The sequence below is a fragment of the Ruegeria sp. CL6 genome (assembly GCF_056536465.1).
Genome location: NZ_JBQFPR010000007.1, coordinates 22842 through 40307 on the forward strand (window position 1 = coordinate 22842; position 17466 = coordinate 40307).

The 17466-nt window shown below is 53.7% G+C and carries 13 protein-coding genes; 8 read left to right on the top strand and 5 right to left on the bottom strand.

The window, feature by feature from the left end:
• Together ACR0LH_RS17375 and ACR0LH_RS17380 are read right to left on the bottom strand one after the other, a co-directional pair.
• Window positions 1-969 carry a branched-chain amino acid ABC transporter permease gene (locus ACR0LH_RS17375; protein ID WP_480721871.1) on the bottom strand — a complete coding sequence of 323 codons (969 nt, stop codon included), beginning with the start codon at window positions 967-969 and terminating at the stop codon, window positions 1-3.
• Window positions 966-1832 (bottom strand): branched-chain amino acid ABC transporter permease, encoded by an 867-nt coding sequence (locus ACR0LH_RS17380; RefSeq protein WP_480721872.1) that lies wholly within the window; start codon window positions 1830-1832, stop codon window positions 966-968. Before ACR0LH_RS17380 ends, ACR0LH_RS17375 begins: the two co-directional genes overlap by 4 nt.
• Before the next feature lie 188 nt (window positions 1833-2020).
• On the opposite strand from ACR0LH_RS17380, the gene ACR0LH_RS17385 reads away from it, so the two are divergent.
• The 5 genes from ACR0LH_RS17385 to ACR0LH_RS17405 all read left to right on the top strand — a co-directional run bounded on the left by ACR0LH_RS17385 (window position 2021) and on the right by ACR0LH_RS17405 (window position 7712).
• Window positions 2021-2662 (top strand): phosphoenolpyruvate hydrolase family protein, encoded by a 642-nt coding sequence (locus tag ACR0LH_RS17385; RefSeq protein ID WP_480721873.1) that lies wholly within the window; start codon window positions 2021-2023, stop codon window positions 2660-2662.
• Window positions 2659-4383, top strand: coding sequence for a phosphoenolpyruvate hydrolase family protein (locus tag ACR0LH_RS17390; protein ID WP_480721875.1), 1725 nt, complete (start codon window positions 2659-2661; stop codon window positions 4381-4383). Before ACR0LH_RS17385 ends, ACR0LH_RS17390 begins: the two co-directional genes overlap by 4 nt.
• A gap of 748 nt (window positions 4384-5131) precedes the next feature.
• Entirely contained in the window at window positions 5132-5701 is a 570-nt protein-coding gene (locus ACR0LH_RS17395) for a hypothetical protein (protein WP_480721877.1), read from the top strand.
• Entirely contained in the window at window positions 5698-6669 is a 972-nt protein-coding gene (locus ACR0LH_RS17400; protein ID WP_480721878.1) for a glycosyltransferase family 2 protein, read from the top strand. Before ACR0LH_RS17395 ends, ACR0LH_RS17400 begins: the two co-directional genes overlap by 4 nt.
• Window positions 6666-7712 (top strand): hypothetical protein, encoded by a 1047-nt coding sequence (locus ACR0LH_RS17405; protein ID WP_480721879.1) that lies wholly within the window; start codon window positions 6666-6668, stop codon window positions 7710-7712. Before ACR0LH_RS17400 ends, ACR0LH_RS17405 begins: the two co-directional genes overlap by 4 nt.
• 40 nt (window positions 7713-7752) lie before the next feature.
• Here ACR0LH_RS17405 and ACR0LH_RS17410 read toward each other — a convergent pair whose 3' ends face one another.
• From ACR0LH_RS17410 to xylB, 3 genes are all read right to left on the bottom strand, one after another.
• On the bottom strand, window positions 7753-9540 hold the full coding sequence (locus ACR0LH_RS17410; RefSeq protein ID WP_480721881.1) for a glycosyltransferase family protein: 1788 nt from the start codon (window positions 9538-9540) through the stop codon (window positions 7753-7755).
• 1593 nt (window positions 9541-11133) lie between these two features.
• Window positions 11134-11946 (bottom strand): O-methyltransferase, encoded by an 813-nt coding sequence (locus tag ACR0LH_RS17415; protein WP_480721882.1) that lies wholly within the window; start codon window positions 11944-11946, stop codon window positions 11134-11136.
• Between the two features lie 539 nt (window positions 11947-12485).
• Window positions 12486-13931: a xylulokinase gene (xylB, locus tag ACR0LH_RS17420; protein ID WP_480721883.1), complete on the bottom strand. Its 1446-nt coding sequence runs from the start codon at window positions 13929-13931 to the stop codon at window positions 12486-12488.
• Window positions 13932-14053: 122 nt separating this feature from the next.
• Between xylB and ACR0LH_RS17425 the strand changes: the two genes are divergently transcribed.
• The 3 genes from ACR0LH_RS17425 to ACR0LH_RS17435 all read left to right on the top strand — a co-directional run bounded on the left by ACR0LH_RS17425 (window position 14054) and on the right by ACR0LH_RS17435 (window position 17452).
• Entirely contained in the window at window positions 14054-15079 is a 1026-nt protein-coding gene (locus tag ACR0LH_RS17425; RefSeq protein WP_170645217.1) for a LacI family DNA-binding transcriptional regulator, read from the top strand.
• Between the two features lie 95 nt (window positions 15080-15174).
• Window positions 15175-16479 (top strand): ABC transporter substrate-binding protein, encoded by a 1305-nt coding sequence (locus tag ACR0LH_RS17430; protein WP_170388043.1) that lies wholly within the window; start codon window positions 15175-15177, stop codon window positions 16477-16479.
• Window positions 16480-16585: 106 nt separating this feature from the next.
• A complete protein-coding gene (locus tag ACR0LH_RS17435; protein ID WP_170388045.1) occupies window positions 16586-17452 on the top strand; it encodes a carbohydrate ABC transporter permease in 867 nt (288 codons plus the stop codon).
• Window positions 17453-17466: the final 14 nt, after the last annotated feature.

Consider the following 17466-nt stretch of genomic DNA (forward strand, 5'->3'; position numbering starts at 1 on the left):
TCAGATAGTTGATTTTTCTTTAGTTTCCGGGGTGCGCAGGCGGGCAAGCCAGTCGCCGGCCAGTTGTTGCAATCCGCCCGGAGCGACGATGACGATCAGCAGCAGGACAGCGCCGATCAGCGTGTTAAACCGCTCGCGGTCGATCAGATCGACGGCGAAAGTGTCCAGAAGGACAAAGACCACTGCTCCGACGAAGGCTCCACCGGGGTGGCGTAGACCGCCGATTACCGAAATGATCAGGATGTCGATGATGGGTCCAAGGCCGACCGAGAAGGACGAGATACGCTCTTGATACCAGACGTTCAGGATGCCACCGGTTCCTGCCAGCAGACCTGAAAAGGCAAAGGCAGCTATGATTGGTGTCGTGACAGAAATTCCCAGCGCAAGAACACGCCCGGGCGCATCCCGTACCGCTTGAATGGTCAGGCCCAGAGGCGAGCGGACAAAGCCACTGACCAAAGCCAACGCCAGCGCTGCCACTCCAAGCGAAAGCAGGTAAAGTGGCACAGGGTTTCGCAGGCTTATGCCGCCAATCTCAGGCGCGCGAACGCCAGAGAACCCGGTCCAGCCGTTGAAAAGGGTGTAATTCTGACGGGTGAAATAGAAGAAGGCCACGCCAATCGCTAATGTGATCATAATGGCGTAGATTCCACGGGATCGGCGCGCGATCAGGCCAACCAGGGCGCCGGATGCCGTCGCAAGGATCAGCGCCAGCGGGATCGAGATCCAGAAAGACAGCGGTACTCCGATCCCGACGGTGTTGGGTCCGAAATAGGCGATGGTATAGCCCGCAATCCCGGCCATTGTCGCCTGTGCGAAAGACACGACACCCAGGTAGGTGGCCAGAAAGCTGAGGCTCAGCGCCATTGTTCCAAGGATCAGGGACCGCGTTGCGACTTGTGTCAGCCAGAAATCGTTCAAGGCAAACGGCAGGGCCAGAAGGGGAACGAGGATAAGAGACTGTTTCATTGTTCCGCTTTTCCCATCAAGCCTTGCGGACGAACCGCCAGGACGAGAACCATGATCGCAAATGTGAACACGACGCCGTAGGTGGGTGCGTAGGCCAGCCCGTATTGCTCGGCCAGGCCAACCAGCAGGGCGCCCAATGCGGCCCCTCCGATCGAGCCCATGCCACCAACGATCACGACGACCAACGAAGACAGCAGAAACTGAAGGTCTGTTCCCGGCGCGATAGACAACGCACTTGCCGCGACCACACCTGCCATGCCGGCGAGCATGCCGCCCAAGGCAAAAACCAAGACAAAGATGCGGTTGATCGGATAGCCAAGTGCGCGCAACATGTCCTGATCGTCTACGCCAGCGCGGATCACGGCTCCGAACCGAGTACGCTGGATCAGGAACCAAAGAGCGACGCCCGTGGCCAACGCAAACCCCATCAGCGCGAGGCGTATATTGGCATATCCGACGCCCAGGACATGCAAGCGCTGCCCACCGGCCAGAGCTTCGGGCAGTTGCACCTGATAGGTCAGCCCGCCCCAGTGCCAAAGCATGAGATCCGCCATGATAATCGATATCGCAATCGAAGCGAGGGTTTGGCGAAGCTCATCACCCTGCATCCAGCCAAGAATCCCGGCCTGCACTATCGCTCCGGCCAAGGCAGCGGCCAAGCCTCCACCCACAACGCCCAATCCCCATGAACCGGTTGTTTCGACAATGCTATAGCCGACATAACCACCCAAAAGCAGCAGCGCGCCATGGGCCATATTCACCGTCCGCATCAGGCCAAAGATCAGGCTGAACCCGCTGGCGGCCAAAAAGTAGAGTGCTGCAAGCGTCAGCCCGTTCAGGGTGACGATTAGAAATAAAGTCATGATTCCTCCCGTTGAGGAAATCATGTCCGAGTTTTCGGGGGTGACACAGCATTAGTGCGAATCGAGGTTGAAAATATTATTGTTTATAATCAGATTGTTGATCTTGTTTCGTTTGGTGCTTTGCTTGGGAAATAGGAAAAAATGAGAAATTACTTCTCAACTGCAGAAAAATTTTCCTATACATAATCATGAAAAACCTGACACTGACTGGGTCGCTCTCGGCTAACCCTGACTTGGGCGACCGTATTTACTGTCCGGCTCTGGCTGGGCTGACGGTTTCCCAATCGGATCTGGCCTTTGTGATGCCCCGGCTCGACCACAACCGTGTGCTGCGCGAAAAGCCGCGACAAGGCGATTGGGCCGCGATATTGGCCAGCGATCCGTTCGGGTCCGAGGCGACCATGTTCTCGCAACTCTTTGAGATGGGGTATCGCGGTGTGGCGAACTGGCCGTCCTCTATCCTGTTGGACGGCAGCTTGCGGCAGTCCATGTCCACTATTCCGGCGTCACCGGAATTTGAGTATGCGTTTCTGGCCCGCGCCAAGGACGCCGGGTTCCAGACGCTTGCATTCTTCATCTCGTTGACGCAGGCCCGCGCCGCTGTGAAGGCCGGGTTGGATCATCTCGTTCTGCATCCCGGACTATTGGACGTGGAAAGCCCGGACAGCGGCTCGTTGGTTCTGGGCTCGCTTCAAAGGCTGATCGAGACGATCCGGGATGAGGCGAAACACGTCCGCGTGCTGGCCTATACATCGGTATGGCACGAACGCATGGTCCCACTCAGCAGCCTCGAGGTAGATGGACTGATTTGGTGTGAGGGCGCATCATGACCATTCGTGACCGAAACTTTCTGTTTGCTGCCGTCGTTGGATCGGGCCTGACGGCAAAGGCCGCAGACAAAGCTGGGGCCGATTATCTGCTGGCATTGAATGCAGGGCGTTTTCGGGTGCAAGGTGCCTCGTCCTTGACGAGCTTTCTGCCTGTCCGGGCCGCCAATGACTGGGTTATCGAATTTGCCGAACGCGAAATGCTGGGGCGTTGCTCTGCGCCGATCTATGCGGGGTTTTCGGTTAGTGATCCCGATCTGGACATTGGCGAGCTGGTACAAAGAACCAAACGTCTTGGCTTTTCGGGCATATGCAACTTTCCTTCAACAACTCTGATAGACGGGCGGCTTGGCGCTTTGATGGAGCGCGAGGGGCTGGGGTTCGACCGCGAGATAGAATTGGTTCAAGAGGCAACTCGGGCCGGTCTGGGCACCTTCGTTTATGTTCTCACAAATGCTCAGGCACGAAAGATGGTCGATGCAGGCGCAACGGCCATCTGCGTCAACGTGGGCTTCACAAGCGGTGGAACTGGCGTCAGCACGCACCTGACGCTGGAAACTGCCGCAGCACAGATCGAACGTGTGCTGGAGGGCGTGCCTGCATCGGTCGACAAACTGTGTCATGGCGGCCCCATCACCTCGCCAGAGGAAGCGTTGGCGATTACCCGCATCTGTGGTGTGCAGGGGTTTGTTGCAGGCTCAACTCTGGACCGCTTGCCTGTCGAGCAAACTCTCAGCGAGGTCACAAAGGGCTTTACCGCCATTCCAAGTCTGTCGCGCATTCAATCTGGCCTTTCCAATATTGAGAACGACTTGGTTGGCTCCTCCGTCGCCATGCAGATGATCCGCGAAGAATTGGATGATCTGGCCTATGAAGACATCCCTGTTCTGCTGGTTGGCGAGACCGGAACCGGCAAAAGCCGAGCGGCGCTCAGGCTGCACGAGGCAGGCCCGGCAGCCCGGCGGCAGCCTGTAGTCGTGGACTGTCCCGCCTTGGGGGGCGAGGAAGGCGGCGTGCATCTGCTGGGCAGGGCGTCCGGCGCATATGGCGGGGCAGGTGCCCAACGTGGCGCGTTGGAGCAAGCCTCTGGCAGCTCCGTCATCTTTGATGAAATCGCGGCGTTGCAGCCCGAGCATCAGGGGCGAATCTTAAAGTTCACGGATGAAAAGACGGTGCAGCGGATCGGTGATCACACGCTTAAACGAGCCGATGCCCGGATCATTTCGACCACAACTCAGGACCTGTTCGGCCAGGTCGAGATGAAAGCGTTTCGTCAGGACTTGTACTACCGAATATCCGGTCACGAAATCACACTGCCGCCGTTGCGCGAAAGGGTGGATGATATCCCCGAGTTGGCTATGTATTTGGGGAAAAAGGTAAGCGGCGACGCTCCGAAATTCTCAAACGCCGCCTTGCGGCTGATGTTGGAACACGATTGGCCCGGCAATGTGAGAGAGCTGCACCACGCCGTTCAGCGTGCCGTTCGCAAGTCTAATGGGGCTACGATTGATCTCAAGACTGTCGACTTCTTGCGCCGAAAACCGGCGGTCGTTCCAAAGGTGCAAGAGGATGAAACTTCGGCTCGGGCTGCAATCTCTGAGCGCGACTGGATCGCAGAGGCGCTTGCCCGCAACGGATATCGCCGCGCGCAGACCGCTCAGGAACTGGGGATGACCACCCGCACGCTATATAATAAAATCAAGAAACACGGACTACAGGGATAGTACGCTTAGGTACCCCGCATTATCTAATTCTCTCATCGCATTCGACCGGGAAACCTACTGCGTTTTGCGTCGTCAAATGCCTTGCGTAAGGTGCACGAATTCACGCTTTTTCCCGGGCCTTCCCGCAACCACTTGGGTCGAACAAAGTGCCGAACAAGCCGCCGCAGGGCGGCCTTGTTCCTTTTGGCCAAACCAATCATTGCTGCCAGCGCACCCTCAAACTCGATCTGAACGCAATGTCATCTTCGTTGTTAAGGCAGCGACCCAGCATGGTGGACAAGTCGCGCGTGAGCGTTTCTGGCAGGTGAAACTGCTCGCACAAGTTCCTGATCATGCCCTCGGAATGGGCGCCACGTTCTCCACCTCTGACGGGTTGATTTCTTAGACAACACGCGGCGATCGATGAAATAATACCAAGAGTAGTCAGCGGTTCGGCTTTTAAAAGTTCTCGGTTACTTGGCGCATATCTTGAACTTAAGTTGCACTGGCAGACAGGTGGCATTTCATCATCTTGCCTACTTATTGTGTTGGATAAACGATGCCGGACAATGCCGCTCCCAGTTCAAAGGTTCACCATATCACATCAAAAGCAGTGATACCTCTGCAAATATGAGTGACAGAGTTCTAGCGGGAAGGTACAAGCGTGGTGAAAATCGCTGAGCTGATTTTCGCGCACCTTTGTCATTAGTGGCATGAACCGCTTTAGAATTAGCCATCATGCCCGCGAATGCGAGATGGAGAAATTTGCATGCAGCGATGGCTAGAGGCCGCATATCGAACGACGGGGATTTCAAAGCGACTTGGGCCGGTAAATGCCAAGCTGAATCACAGCCTAATTTGTCTTCGAGACTCCAAGGTACAGGGAGATTTAAGCCAGTTTGTTGAGTTTTTTGGTGGTGCTTCACTAAGAGCAGACCCAAAAATGGAGCTCACTGGCCGTTATAATTCGCCGCAAGGCCGTGTCTTGGAACTTGAGGCGTCGATACATCATCCTGGTAGTTGGATTGCATTGCATTTTCCCTTGCGAAAAATTGGCTTTCACAAGTATGGGGCGCTCGGTTTTACGTGCCGCGGATATGCGCCCGAGCCCTGCACCTTGCGCGTGTGTTTGCGTTCTTGTTTTGCTGAAACATTTGTGGACAGTTTTTTTCACAAGCATGTCCTGCTGAATGAACGTGATGACATGCATGTGGACGCTATGTGTCTGCAAGTGCGTCAACATGTTCCGGATACCTGTAAGAATCGGGAATTAGTTGTCTTTTTGCCTTCGAGTTCGTTTCGGCTATCGCTGCTTGATTTCAGAGTTTTTGTTGTATGACCTTCGGTCTTGTAATCCCTGTTCGAGATGATCACCAACGCCTTCTTCAGCTTCTCAAAAGTGTGAGAAAATTAGGTTGCTTCGACCAAATCATTATTGTTGACGACGGATCCGCAGTTCCCTTGGATGCTGTAGCTCTCTCCAAAACGACAAAGTTGGCAGCAGAAACCTTGGATGTCTTGCGTCATGAACAAAGTCGCGGAGCGGGCGCTGCACGAAATGCTGGTTTGGAGCGGGTGAACACAGAGCACGTTTTATTCTTTGACTCTGATGACGAGATTACAAATGACCTGCCGGTTTTGTGGCAGGATTTAAAGGATACCGCCTTCGATTTCTGCCAGTTCCGGCACAACGAGACGGCTACTTCCGCCGAGGGCGGATGGGGAGTACTGCCTTGGGATGCCGAACTCTGGGCACGCGCTGGAACTTGGGGCGCGCTCGACACTCTTTCCACAGATGGCGCGAACTGGTTGGTCCAAACCGCAAATTATCCGTGGAACAAGATTTACCGGACAAGCTTTCTTAGACAGCACAACATTGGCTGCGCCGAGGTGCAAGTCCACGAAGACATCACAATGCACTGGCGCAGTTTCATTTGTGCAGGCTCTGTGCTGACCAGCGACCGGATCTGCGCTACTCACTATGTAGATGTTGCTGGGCAACGCGAAAGCAACCGTCGCGGTTCCGAGCGGCTTGAAGCCTTTGATTTGCTTGAGGCGATTGCAGCAGAGATTGAGGCGACCGGACTTGTGAGATTCGGCCCGCCTCTTGTTTCTTTCGCGCTGCATCTAGCCGGATGGATACGCCTTAATCTCATTCCTGAGTATCACACGGCGCTTGATCGGCGGGTCGGTGCCTTTCTAGCACCTCGACACGACTGGCTCTACGGAGAGACAGGCTTTCGCATGACACCAGTCGCTCTAGCGAGAGCGGAACGCTGGATAGCAGAGGCAGATACAGTCTCATGATCCGCATATATCTTTCTGGCCGACACTCGCAGCGCACGCCTCTTAGTTACACTTGGTTGTCACCTCTCTGGGAAGGACGGATCCAAAAGGTTGACAAACCGGTCGACGCGGATATTTGCGTTTTTGCCCATTGTCTTGATGTTGCGGACGCTCCAGTTGAAGTAGTTGAAGAATGGCGTCTTCGCGGTCTGCCGATTGTCTGGCTGTCCGAGGAGCCATTCTGGGACACAATATGGGGCCGAAACCCCATGTCGGAGCAGATCATTGTCGATACCGAGCATGGAGCCTTGCCAGTTGTACAACTCAATCATCAGACTTGTGAGATTTTTCATTTTGATCGCTTACCGTATTATCTGCTCACAAATCCCCGTTTCCTCTCAACGTACCGGCGTTTGTTCACGCGCAATGCCTCGCGTTCTCAAGCCGAATGGCGGGACCATTTTGTGTCACGGCCAATAGACATATCTTTCATGTTCGAAAGACGCCCTGAAACTTACCACGACGTCTTTTTGGCAGAAGGCGATGTTTACGGGCTTTGTGCTTGGCGCACTCGCTTGGCTGAACTGCAGTATGTTCGCAAAGTGGAGCGCTTGGGCGCTAGTTGGGGTGTTGGAAAAAGCAGGTTTGAACTAAGAAACTGGCACGAAGATAAGATTATTCAACTCGATGGTCGTGCGCGCAACATTGCGGCGTTTGAGAACACTCATCAACCGGATTACATCACCGAAAAGATCTTTGACGCCTTTGCTTGCGGCAGCCGTCCGCTCTATTTCGCCTCCCCGGACCATCGTTTGCATGAATTTGGTTTACCACAAGAAAGTTGGAAAAACCTATTCGACCCTCATCTTGCTCTACCTGATGTCGACACACTGAACGCACCGGACTCCAAAGACTTTTTCGAGGCCTACGCCGCAGCGCAAAAGCAGTTATCGGAACTTGTCAAAGAAGAGGTTGAAGCGGCGGAACGCAATCGTTTGAGAAAAGCCGTTTTCGATGCGCTTGAGGGCGTTCTGGAAACGCAGAGATACATCGCACAAGTTTGAACGCACCGTCTCAGCTCCAACTTGGCAAAACGCGAGATTACTACTCTAGGTTCGTCTTGGAAGCAGCGATGCCCAACGACCTGCGCCAGAAATCGTCAGACCTCACTTCGTGTTGATTGTCTCGGTACAAGGAAATCAATAACGGAGCGCGTTTGCGGATCAGTTTCCTCAGGTCTTTGATCTTGGACCAGTTTTTTAGAAAGCGATCGTTGTCGCGCTCGAAGACACGAAGCCCATATTCTGTTTCTATGGCAACCTTCTTATACCGCGATGTGTCTAGACTCGCTGCTTCATGAGGTTTGTCCGTCCATGCAATGTTTTCTTTGTACGCGCGCGTTCTTCTGTGTCCATCAAGGGTCCAAGCTTGCCTAATCACTCCGGAAAGTGTTCCGCGATAGCGAGGCGGCTGCTTGTCTAGAAGTTCTGATTCATCGGCTTCGATAATACTGGTATTGTCGGAAGTACTAAATTCCGCAAGGCGGTCCATCGTCGCTTTGTTTTCTGAGAAGAAGCGAGGACCTTCTAAGAAGTCTGTCATGGCAGCAATCAGTGCCTCCATGTCTTGGTAATCGAACACTCGCCCTGCACGAAGAGCCATTTTGAGAATTTGCTCAGCGTGTCTTTGCATCCGTTCTTCGCTTGCATGCAAAGCGGAAATTGCCAGTTCAGCACGATGTGCCAAATACGTCGTTGAGGGTTTCCATTTCTGAGCAAAGTCTTCGCACCAACTTGCGATACCATTGAGAGTGAGAATGTCAAAATTATTGGCGAGCGAAAACTCGATGTCGTCTCCCCGTACAAAAAACGGGAAAGGTAAAGTTTCAACTTTGTCTATTGGAAAACAAAAGAACCACCAACCACCAAAGTTACCGATGTCGGCCAAGTCGTTTTGAACAACTTCTGCCGGTTGGGATAGGTTGGACTTGTGTCCAACTTGTGTGATCGCCTTTCCTTTCCGACCAGAAAGCGCGAAGACCGCTGATTTCTCGTGCTGAATTGTCCTTCGATCAGACAAAAACATGGCTCCTGAAACCGCGGCGTTTTCGTTTTTTGCATATGACAGTAATGCCGCTGTTCGTCGGACTGACTCAGGATGGCAGTCTGCATCATCATCCATGAACAGCACGTGGGTAAATCCGCTTAGATCTTGTGCTTTTAGCAACCCTCGCGTGAACCCGCCGGCTCCGCCGAGGTTCTTGTTAGGAATAACAGATACGGCATCGGTGGTATCAGTTTGGAGCGACTGCCCATTGTCGATGACGAACAGATGGCCGGTGTGACTGGCGGGATCGGGCAAAATCGAGGTCTCGAATTTCCTAATCGCCCGTTCGGCCATTTTCTCTCTTTTAAATGTCGTGACTACGGCGGCGATGGAGACATTTCTTTGGGGTGCCGCATCGGTTACCCATTGTGAGGGTTCCAGACGTGCTGTGGAACCTGCAATAATATCGACTTCCAACGTCGCCAGCTCTTCGTGCTGTGTTAAGTTCTCTAACCATATGGTGTCTGCTGTTTTGAGATCCAATTCAGAACTTTGAAGTTCGAAACGGTCATTTCGGACAGAGTATCCAGAAATTACTGCGGTGATCCTGCCCTCACCTCTAAGTTGAATGCCGATGCGCCCGATATTTGCCGCGTTGGTCCATTTCCTGAAACTGAAAGCGTTAAAAAAAGTGCACAGATCCAAAGTCTGGCCCGGTTCCAATTCAATGCAACCGTTTTTTATGGCAGCCCTACGCGCGGAACCTGAGCATCGAAAGAAAAGTTCGGCGTCTTCGATCCTGCTTTCGTCCGGAAAAATTATTCGTTGTAAAGAGTATTCGTCCACCGGTGGCTCCCAATTTACCTGTGAGTTTTTCGCAAATCGTCATGCGTCAGTTCATACTTCTAGGGCGACTTTAATATCTCAAGTTGACCTTTGCGCGCAATTTACAGAACTTTTTCGCAAAACGGTTGCGGGGCTTCGCCGTTTAGCAGGCTTTTGGCCATCTGGCGTCCGGCTTTCAGTGTTTCGGCGATCGTGTCATCCATATCAAGATACCCGTAGATTCCGAAACTTCCGACGCAATCAATGCCTGAACTGGCCTCTTTCATTTCCACATAACGGCGCGGTATGTCTTTGTCGGGCACAAGGCGGATGGGGCAATAGGGAATGTCGTTGGGGCCACAGACCCTTGAATACTCTCTGAACTTTTGCTGCCTTTGGTGTCACCCATAGACCAGCGCGCAGACGCCCACCTCGGTCAATTCCCGAGCAGTGGACATTTTTAGCAGATTTATCCGTGCTCGGGTCAATTCGGTGGTATTTGTCGAAATTCACGTTAGTAGTGCTTCCGACCGCGTTGCATTCGCAGCTTCGCGGCATATTTCAAATACTTCCACGGGTATCTCTTCGCACGCGCAAGCTCAACCAGTGCTGCGTCACGCTCTTGAAGAGCCTTGTCTCGTTCCGCAATCGCCGAAGCCAATGGACTAGCTGGATTTACTGAACCAAATTCAAAATAGGCCAGCGGATCAAACTTTGCGTTGGGGTCGTTTGGGGTAGGGCGGAGATCTGGATGCATCTAACAAATCCAGACGGCGAATGGATTGGAAACCCTTTTTCTGCATGAAAGCAATTCATGAAATCGCCAATTGATGAACAGCCAGTCGAAAAAAACTCAGCTTTATCGATATAAAAAAGACCACCTGTTAGGAACTGTGCAAAGCTTGACTCGATGAACTCGTACATATTTCGAAAATAGGAAACGATGTGAACATTTTGTGGATCAAATGCTTCATTGAGCGCTTCAACAAGAGCGCCTGCACCACCCCCTGGCAGAGCGTCCGATAACTCTTCGCAAGACAAAACCGTAGACCTGCTTCCGGCTGCCTCTGCTAGTATATCAGAGATTGCATCTTCTAGATTTCCGCTGCGCGCGGCTAACGCTAGGGGTAGATGGCTCAGGTATCCTTCAGTTTCTCGATAGGAGGCCGGGTATATTACGCCGTATTTCCGATTCTTAGTATCAGTTGCAGCTAAGTAGTGTTGTATTGATGTCGATCCACACTTGGGAAGGCCAATGTGAAGCCATAAATCGGGTGACCTTAGGCTTCGTAAAGCGCGTCGAATTGAAGGTAACTTCAATGTAAGGCTCCTTTAATGTTTAAAGACACGGTTGCTAACGCAACTGCGTAGAAGATCACTAGATGCTCACGTCAACCATCCGGTCGTTTTGACCTGCCAGCACACAAAACACTCCATTCAACAGCGATTAATCTTCGGCAATCCAATTGTGTGAAGTCAGAAACAGTGATCCCGAAGAAAACCAACTTGTCGTTCTGGGCATTGCGTCGGTCCGACTTTCGGGCTCCAAGCTCTAAGTAGGAGACCGTTGATGTGGTCCAATCGCCATTCCGCCCAAAACAATAGGTGCAAAGCTCAATCGTCCAGTTTTCTGCGAAGGATTGCGAGGCCGTCGATGCCTTGCCGTACATCTAGATCGAAATAGGCAGATGTGCCTTTTTCGAAATAAACAATATCGTTCCAAATAACAGAAATTGCTTGAGCAACGGTTGGCCAAGAGTAGACGTCGTGAAAGAGTGCAGTTCCGCCTACGTTCAAGTTTTCTTGTATCAAGTGAAAATCCATTAAGGTGTAGGCCGTAGAATGGTCGCCGTCGATAAATGCGAAATCAATCCCATCTGGTAAATCGTCGATCAGAGTCCTACCGATAACAGGTATCTGTCGTCTCTTTTGTGGGCCCAAGTAATGGCAGCCTCTCGCCGTACTCCAACCCCTCCGGAAGGTGACAAAATCATCTAAACCAAGTTGGTGGAAAAACAGTCTGGCAATGTCCACTGGATTGCCTTCGGATCGATGAGGAATTTCTGGATCAATGCAAATCAGGTGACCTTCCCCGTTACTTCGCAAGGCATCGCAGATAATCGCGGCTGAGTATCCGATGAAAGTACCAATCTGGATAACACACTTCGGCTTTGTTTCAACAATTAGCCGATGCAACATATACGCTTCGTCATTCTTTATGCTGCCGCCAAAAAAGTTGCTGGATGTGATCCCGTGTTTTTCGACGTTTGAACCATAAAAGCTTCTTATGTTTTCCACTGCGCGCGCCGACATGTCGTCAATTTCTGGAAACATGTCTTTTGACTTACTTCTCGACAAATATTGCCACCAAATGCGGTCAACCGGCCTGTATCTCTTGCCCAACAATCCTGCCGGACGGGGCGCCATAATCTCTCCAACGTCTAGTTTCGCCAGGAATGAGGGAGCTAAACTTGCGGTGTCGGGCCCGCTTCCATTTGCCGTTTTGGAATCGGTACAAGGAACGGAAACGTACTTTCCGCGTAGGACCCTAAGTGAGTCGCGAACTCTTTTTGCGACACGGGATGCATTCGATTTTTTCGCACTCATTGGTATTTATCTAGCCATTTTCAGATTATGTGAACGCAAGACAACGGGCGAGAACTGCTCCGATGTCACTTTGGTGGAATGTAGGTCGATTGGCGTGCCCAAGTGCCGAAGATGATTGCGTGCATTTTCGATGCAAATAGTGCGCACTATATGTCTCCAGCCGCCAATTTCATAAAAGTTGTGCCATTTGATTCTTCGCAACTCATTGAAACGCAATAGCTTGCAAACGGCCAGAAAAATCAGCTGCATTACCTCATCACTCTCGACTTGCCACTAGATTCTGCTCTGCCACGCGTCATGCTAAACACATGGTGACTTGCAACTCGTTGGTGTCTCAAACGGTGTAGGTGGCGGTCTTTTTAGTTCAGACCAATGGGCAACTGAACATTTTCGATAGACTTGTAGATTGCCCGAAATGCGGACAAGCGGTCGGGTAGGCTTGCGAAGATTTCGGGTTCAAACTTGCGCAAGGTCGGTGGTTGCTGGGCCAGGTCGCTGATGCCAAGTGCGCCGACTCCACAGGCGGCAAGGCGTGCGGCACCGAATGCCGGGCCGCTGTCTGCGCCTTGGGGTCTCAGGATCGGTGTGCCTGTCGCTGAGGCGATCAGCCTAAGCAACAGGTCCGACCGGCTGCCGCCGCCGATCGCCGAGAGTTCGCCCAATGTGTTGCCAAAGCTTTCGATTGCGTCGGCAAAACTAAAGGCGATGGCCTCAACAACCGAATAGCAAATCTCGGCCCGTCCTGTGGCGTCTTCCAGGCCAAGAAAGCAGGCGCGGATGTGGGGGTTTCCATGCGGGCTGCGCTCGCCGGTGAGGTAAGGCAGGAAAATGGGCGCTCGCGTGCGGTTTGCGGTTTCAGCAAGCGCCACGACTTCGGCTGCGGAAAGACCCAGCTGACCTCCTATCCACGCGATTGGCCTTGCGCCGTTCAGCATCGCAGCCATTTGATACCAGCGATCCGGCACCGTGTGAGCAAATGCGTGAACGTATCTTTCGGGATTAGGGCGATAGCGTTGGTCTGCAACAAAAAGCTGACCCGATGTGCCAAGCGATATGAAGCCGCGACCCGCTTCGGTGGCACCCAGTGAGACCGCGCCCGTTGCTGCATCGCCTCCGCCTGCAACGACGGGGATACCCTGCGGAAGCCCGGTTTTCTGCGCGCCCTGTGGTGTGATCTGGCCAGCAACGCAATGCCCATGTTTGACCGGAGGCAACCAATCCGGCTGGGTGCAGGTGGCCTCGGCGATCCGGGCACTCCATTCCCGGTGGGACTGATCCAGCCAAAGCGTACCGGCTGCGTCTGACACATCTGTCACGATCTCACCGTGGAGGCGCAGGCCGACATAGTCCTTTGGCAACAGAATATGCGCGATCCGCCCGTAACTTTCAGGTTCGGATTGTTCAAGCCACATGACCTTGGGTGCCGTGAAGCCCGGAAGGGGAAGAACACCGGCGATTTGACCGATCTGCGAAACGGCCGCGCGCAGTTGCTCGCATTGTAGGGCGGCTCGGTTGTCATTCCAAAGTATCGCGGGTCTGACCGGGTGCAGTTCCGCGTCCAAAAGCACGGCCCCGTGCATTTGACCGGACAGCCCCACGGCCTGCGCATCGGCCAGGCTGATTTGACGGCTCAACTGTTTGAGTGCCGTGATTGTCGCGCGCCACCAGATATCGGGCGCTTGCTCTGACCATCCGGGCTGAGGAGAAGATGTTTGGATGTCAACAGAAGCCGAAGCCAGAATGTCCGCCGCACTCGTGCAGACGACCTTGACCGCCGAGGTTCCGATATCAATCCCGATGAACATGTTGAATCTGTAGTCCTGCTTGGATTGGGCGGCAAGAGACGCGGTATTGATTTTTTGGCGCGCGCAAAGAATATGTAAAGTTGCGACAAGATCGCAATGGATCAATACGTGCAGGCCGACAGATGACCAAGATAAAGAACATGGAGGAGTTTGCCGCAGTAAGTGGGATCTCACGACCGACGGTTTCAAAGTACTTTCACGACCCCGACAGTGTGCGTGCCAGCACACGCGCTAAGATAGAAGAAGCCCTTGAGCGGTTTGACTATCGCCCGAATATCTATGCCATCAATCAGAACCGAAAGCTGACAAAGAACGTCGGTATCGTGGTGCCCTATCTGGCCGACCCGTTCTTTGCCGAAATCGCCCGCTACCTCGAGCAAAGCTGCATTGCGGCAGGGTATCGGCCAACCTTGTTCAGTTCTCACGGCGAACAAAAGCTTGAGAACGAGATACTCGATAGCCTGCGCTCTCTGAAACCTGCGGGCGTGCTGCTTGCACCGCTGGGGCGGGCGTCCGACAAGTCGGCGATCGAAAAATTCTGCGCCGACGTCCCGACGGTTCTTTTCGACAGTAACCTGGAGGGGCTGGGTGCGGCCTTCATCGGCTCGGACAACTTCAGCTTTGTTTCACAGACCGTGGAATACATGACCCGCACGGGCGAACCTCCGTCTTTCTTTGAAATGCGCACCCCGGCCAACCCGAACGCGAACAAGCGGCGCAAGGCGTATAACGAGGTGATGAAGCGTCTGGGGTTTGAGCCTCATGTCATCAAGGTCGAGGGTAAAGGCTGGGCCTTCGAGGATATCGGCCGTCGCGGAGCGCTCAAGGTTCTGGAGGAGGGTGAGCTGAGAACAGATTCGGTCCTGTGCAGCAATGACCGGCTTGCCATCGGCTTTCTCGCAGCCTGTTACGAGCAGGGGATTCGGGTCGGTCGCAGAGAGGATTGCGCTCTGCGGGTGGCCTCTAATGATGATCATCCCTTCGCAAAATTCACGTGCCCCTCGTTGACTACAGCGGCTCATGACTATGACAACGTTGCCGCGCGCAGTGTCGAGACGTTGTTTGAACTTATTGAAAGTGGTGGGAAATTTGATGCGCGGACAGAGACCCTGTTTCCGGCCAGGTTGGTGTTGAGGGAGTCCGCGTGATGTTCAAAAATTAACGCGCGTAAAGTTTTTATTGACGCCGCGATAATTTACAAACTACCCTCTCTGCACGACATCCAAGCTCAGGGAGGACAGGGATGTATCTGAAGAACGCACTTCGTGCGGCGACTGCACTGACATTCGTCGCAACGGCAGCAGCCCACGCGCAATCCATCACAATCGCAACAGTGAACAACGGCGACATGATCCGGATGCAAGGCTATACGGACAAGTTCACCGAAGCGACGGGCATCGACGTAGAGTGGGTGACGCTGGAAGAAAACGTTCTGCGCCAGCGCGTCACCACGGACATAACGACCAAGGGCGGCCAGTTCGACATCATGACCATCGGGATGTACGAAACCCCGATCTGGGGCTCGAATGGTTGGCTGGTGCCGCTGGATGGTCTGTCCGAGGAATACGACGTCGGCGACCTTCTGCCAGCTATGGCCGGTGGTCTGAGCCATGAAGGTACGCTCTATGCGGCGCCATTCTACGGCGAAAGCTCGATGATCATGTATCGCATGGACCTGATGGAGAAGGCGGGCTTGGAGATGCCCGAAGCCCCGACCTGGCAGTTCATCCGCGAAGCGGCGGCCGCCATGACGGACCGCGACAACGACATCAACGGAATCTGTTTGCGCGGCAAGGCTGGTTGGGGTGAGGGCGGTGCCTTTATCACCGTAACCGGCAATTCGTTTGGCGCGCGCTGGTTTGACGAGGACTGGAAACCTCAGTTCGACCAGCCCGAGTGGAAAGAGGCGCTGACCTTCTTTGTCGACATGATGGGTGAATCCGGTCCGGCAGGCTATGCCACCAACGGTTTCAACGAAAACCTGTCACTGTTCCAGCAAGGCAAATGCGGAATGTGGATTGATGCCACTGTCGCCGCGTCCTTCGTGACAAATCCCACCGATTCAACCGTGGCTGACAAAGTCGGCTTTGCGCTGGCTCCGAACGCGGAAGGTGTCGACAAACGCGCGAACTGGTTGTGGGCATGGGCCTTGGCAATTCCGGCAGGCACACAGCAAGAGGACGCGGCCAAGCAGTTCATCGAGTGGGCAACCTCGAAGGAATACATCGAACTGGTTGCCGAGAATGAAGGGTGGGCCAATGTGCCTCCGGGTGCGCGAACCTCGTTGTACGAAAACCCGGAATACAAGGATATCCCCTTCGCACAGATGACGCTCAAGTCGATCCTGGCGGCTGACCCGCAGAACTGCTGCGCCCAGCCGACGCCCTATACCGGTATCCAATTCGTTGCGATCCCGGAATTTGCGGGCATCGCCACGCAGGTAAGTCAGGAGTTTTCGGCAGTTTACGCCGGACAGCAATCAGTGGACGAAGCGCTTGAAAAAGCTCAGGCATTCACCGCTGAAGAAATGGAAGCCGCAGGGTACTGAGGTCTTCTCCCCGGCGGGTGGGCACATGTTGCCCCCCGCTCTCACTTTCACAACTCGCGTTTTTCTCGCAGGCTTGTGCTACGCCTGAACAGAGAGGGTTTGCGCCATGGCAACTCAACATTCCCGATCCGTCGCTCGCCTGATGATGGCACCTGCCGTGGTTTTGCTGCTTGGCTGGATGCTCGTTCCGCTGACGATGACACTGTATTTTTCCTTCAAGAAATACCTTCCCCTTCGTGGCGGTGATCTGGGCTGGGTCGGGTTGGACAACTACATCCGCTTCGTTTCTTCCAGTTCGTTCTGGCCGGCCGTGCAGGCGACGCTTGTGATCGTTGGCGGTGTCTTGGTGATAACGGTCATTCTGGGTGTTCTTCTGGCGATGTTGCTGGACCAGCCAATGTGGGGCCAAGGCGTTGTCCGCATCCTTGTAATCGCTCCGTTTTTTGTCATGCCGACTGTGTCCGCGTTGGTTTGGAAAAACATGTTCATGGATCCGGTGAATGGGTTGCTGGCACATCTGTGGCGCTTTTTCGGGGCCGAGCCGATTTCCTGGCTGTCCCAAGCGTCGATGACTTCGATCATCATGATCGTTTCGTGGCAGTGGCTACCCTTCGCGACCCTGATCCTGCTGACTGCGATCCAGTCGTTGGACAGTGAACAACTGGAGGCCGCTGAAATGGATGGAGCGCCGCCACTAAAGCGGTTTTATCATATCATCCTGCCGCATCTCGGCCGCGCGATAACCATCGTGATCCTGATCCAGACCATCTTTCTGTTGTCGATCTTTGCGGAAATCTTCGTGACCACTGGCGGTGCTTTCGGCACCCGTACCCTGACCTACCTGATTTTCCAGCGTGTGCTGGAAAGCCAGAATGTCGGCCTCGGATCAGCCGGAGGGGTCTATGCCATCATCCTTGCCAATATTGTTGCGTTCTTCCTGATGCGCATCGTCGGCAAAAATCTGGACGCGTGAGGAGGTAACAAGTC

Coding starts and splice junctions, on each gene's coding strand:
- ACR0LH_RS17375 (WP_480721871.1), bottom strand. CDS start 969: ATGAAACAGTCTCTTATCCTCGTTCCCCTTCTGGCCCTGCCGTTTGCC.
- ACR0LH_RS17380 (WP_480721872.1), bottom strand. CDS start 1,832: ATGACTTTATTTCTAATCGTCACCCTGAACGGGCTGACGCTTGCAGCA.
- ACR0LH_RS17385 (WP_480721873.1), top strand. CDS start 2,021: ATGAAAAACCTGACACTGACTGGGTCGCTCTCGGCTAACCCTGACTTG.
- ACR0LH_RS17390 (WP_480721875.1), top strand. CDS start 2,659: ATGACCATTCGTGACCGAAACTTTCTGTTTGCTGCCGTCGTTGGATCG.
- ACR0LH_RS17395 (WP_480721877.1), top strand. CDS start 5,132: ATGCAGCGATGGCTAGAGGCCGCATATCGAACGACGGGGATTTCAAAG.
- ACR0LH_RS17400 (WP_480721878.1), top strand. CDS start 5,698: ATGACCTTCGGTCTTGTAATCCCTGTTCGAGATGATCACCAACGCCTT.
- ACR0LH_RS17405 (WP_480721879.1), top strand. CDS start 6,666: ATGATCCGCATATATCTTTCTGGCCGACACTCGCAGCGCACGCCTCTT.
- ACR0LH_RS17415 (WP_480721882.1), bottom strand. CDS start 11,946: ATGGCGCCCCGTCCGGCAGGATTGTTGGGCAAGAGATACAGGCCGGTT.
- xylB (WP_480721883.1), bottom strand. CDS start 13,931: ATGTTCATCGGGATTGATATCGGAACCTCGGCGGTCAAGGTCGTCTGC.
- ACR0LH_RS17425 (WP_170645217.1), top strand. CDS start 14,054: ATGACCAAGATAAAGAACATGGAGGAGTTTGCCGCAGTAAGTGGGATC.
- ACR0LH_RS17430 (WP_170388043.1), top strand. CDS start 15,175: ATGTATCTGAAGAACGCACTTCGTGCGGCGACTGCACTGACATTCGTC.
- ACR0LH_RS17435 (WP_170388045.1), top strand. CDS start 16,586: ATGGCAACTCAACATTCCCGATCCGTCGCTCGCCTGATGATGGCACCT.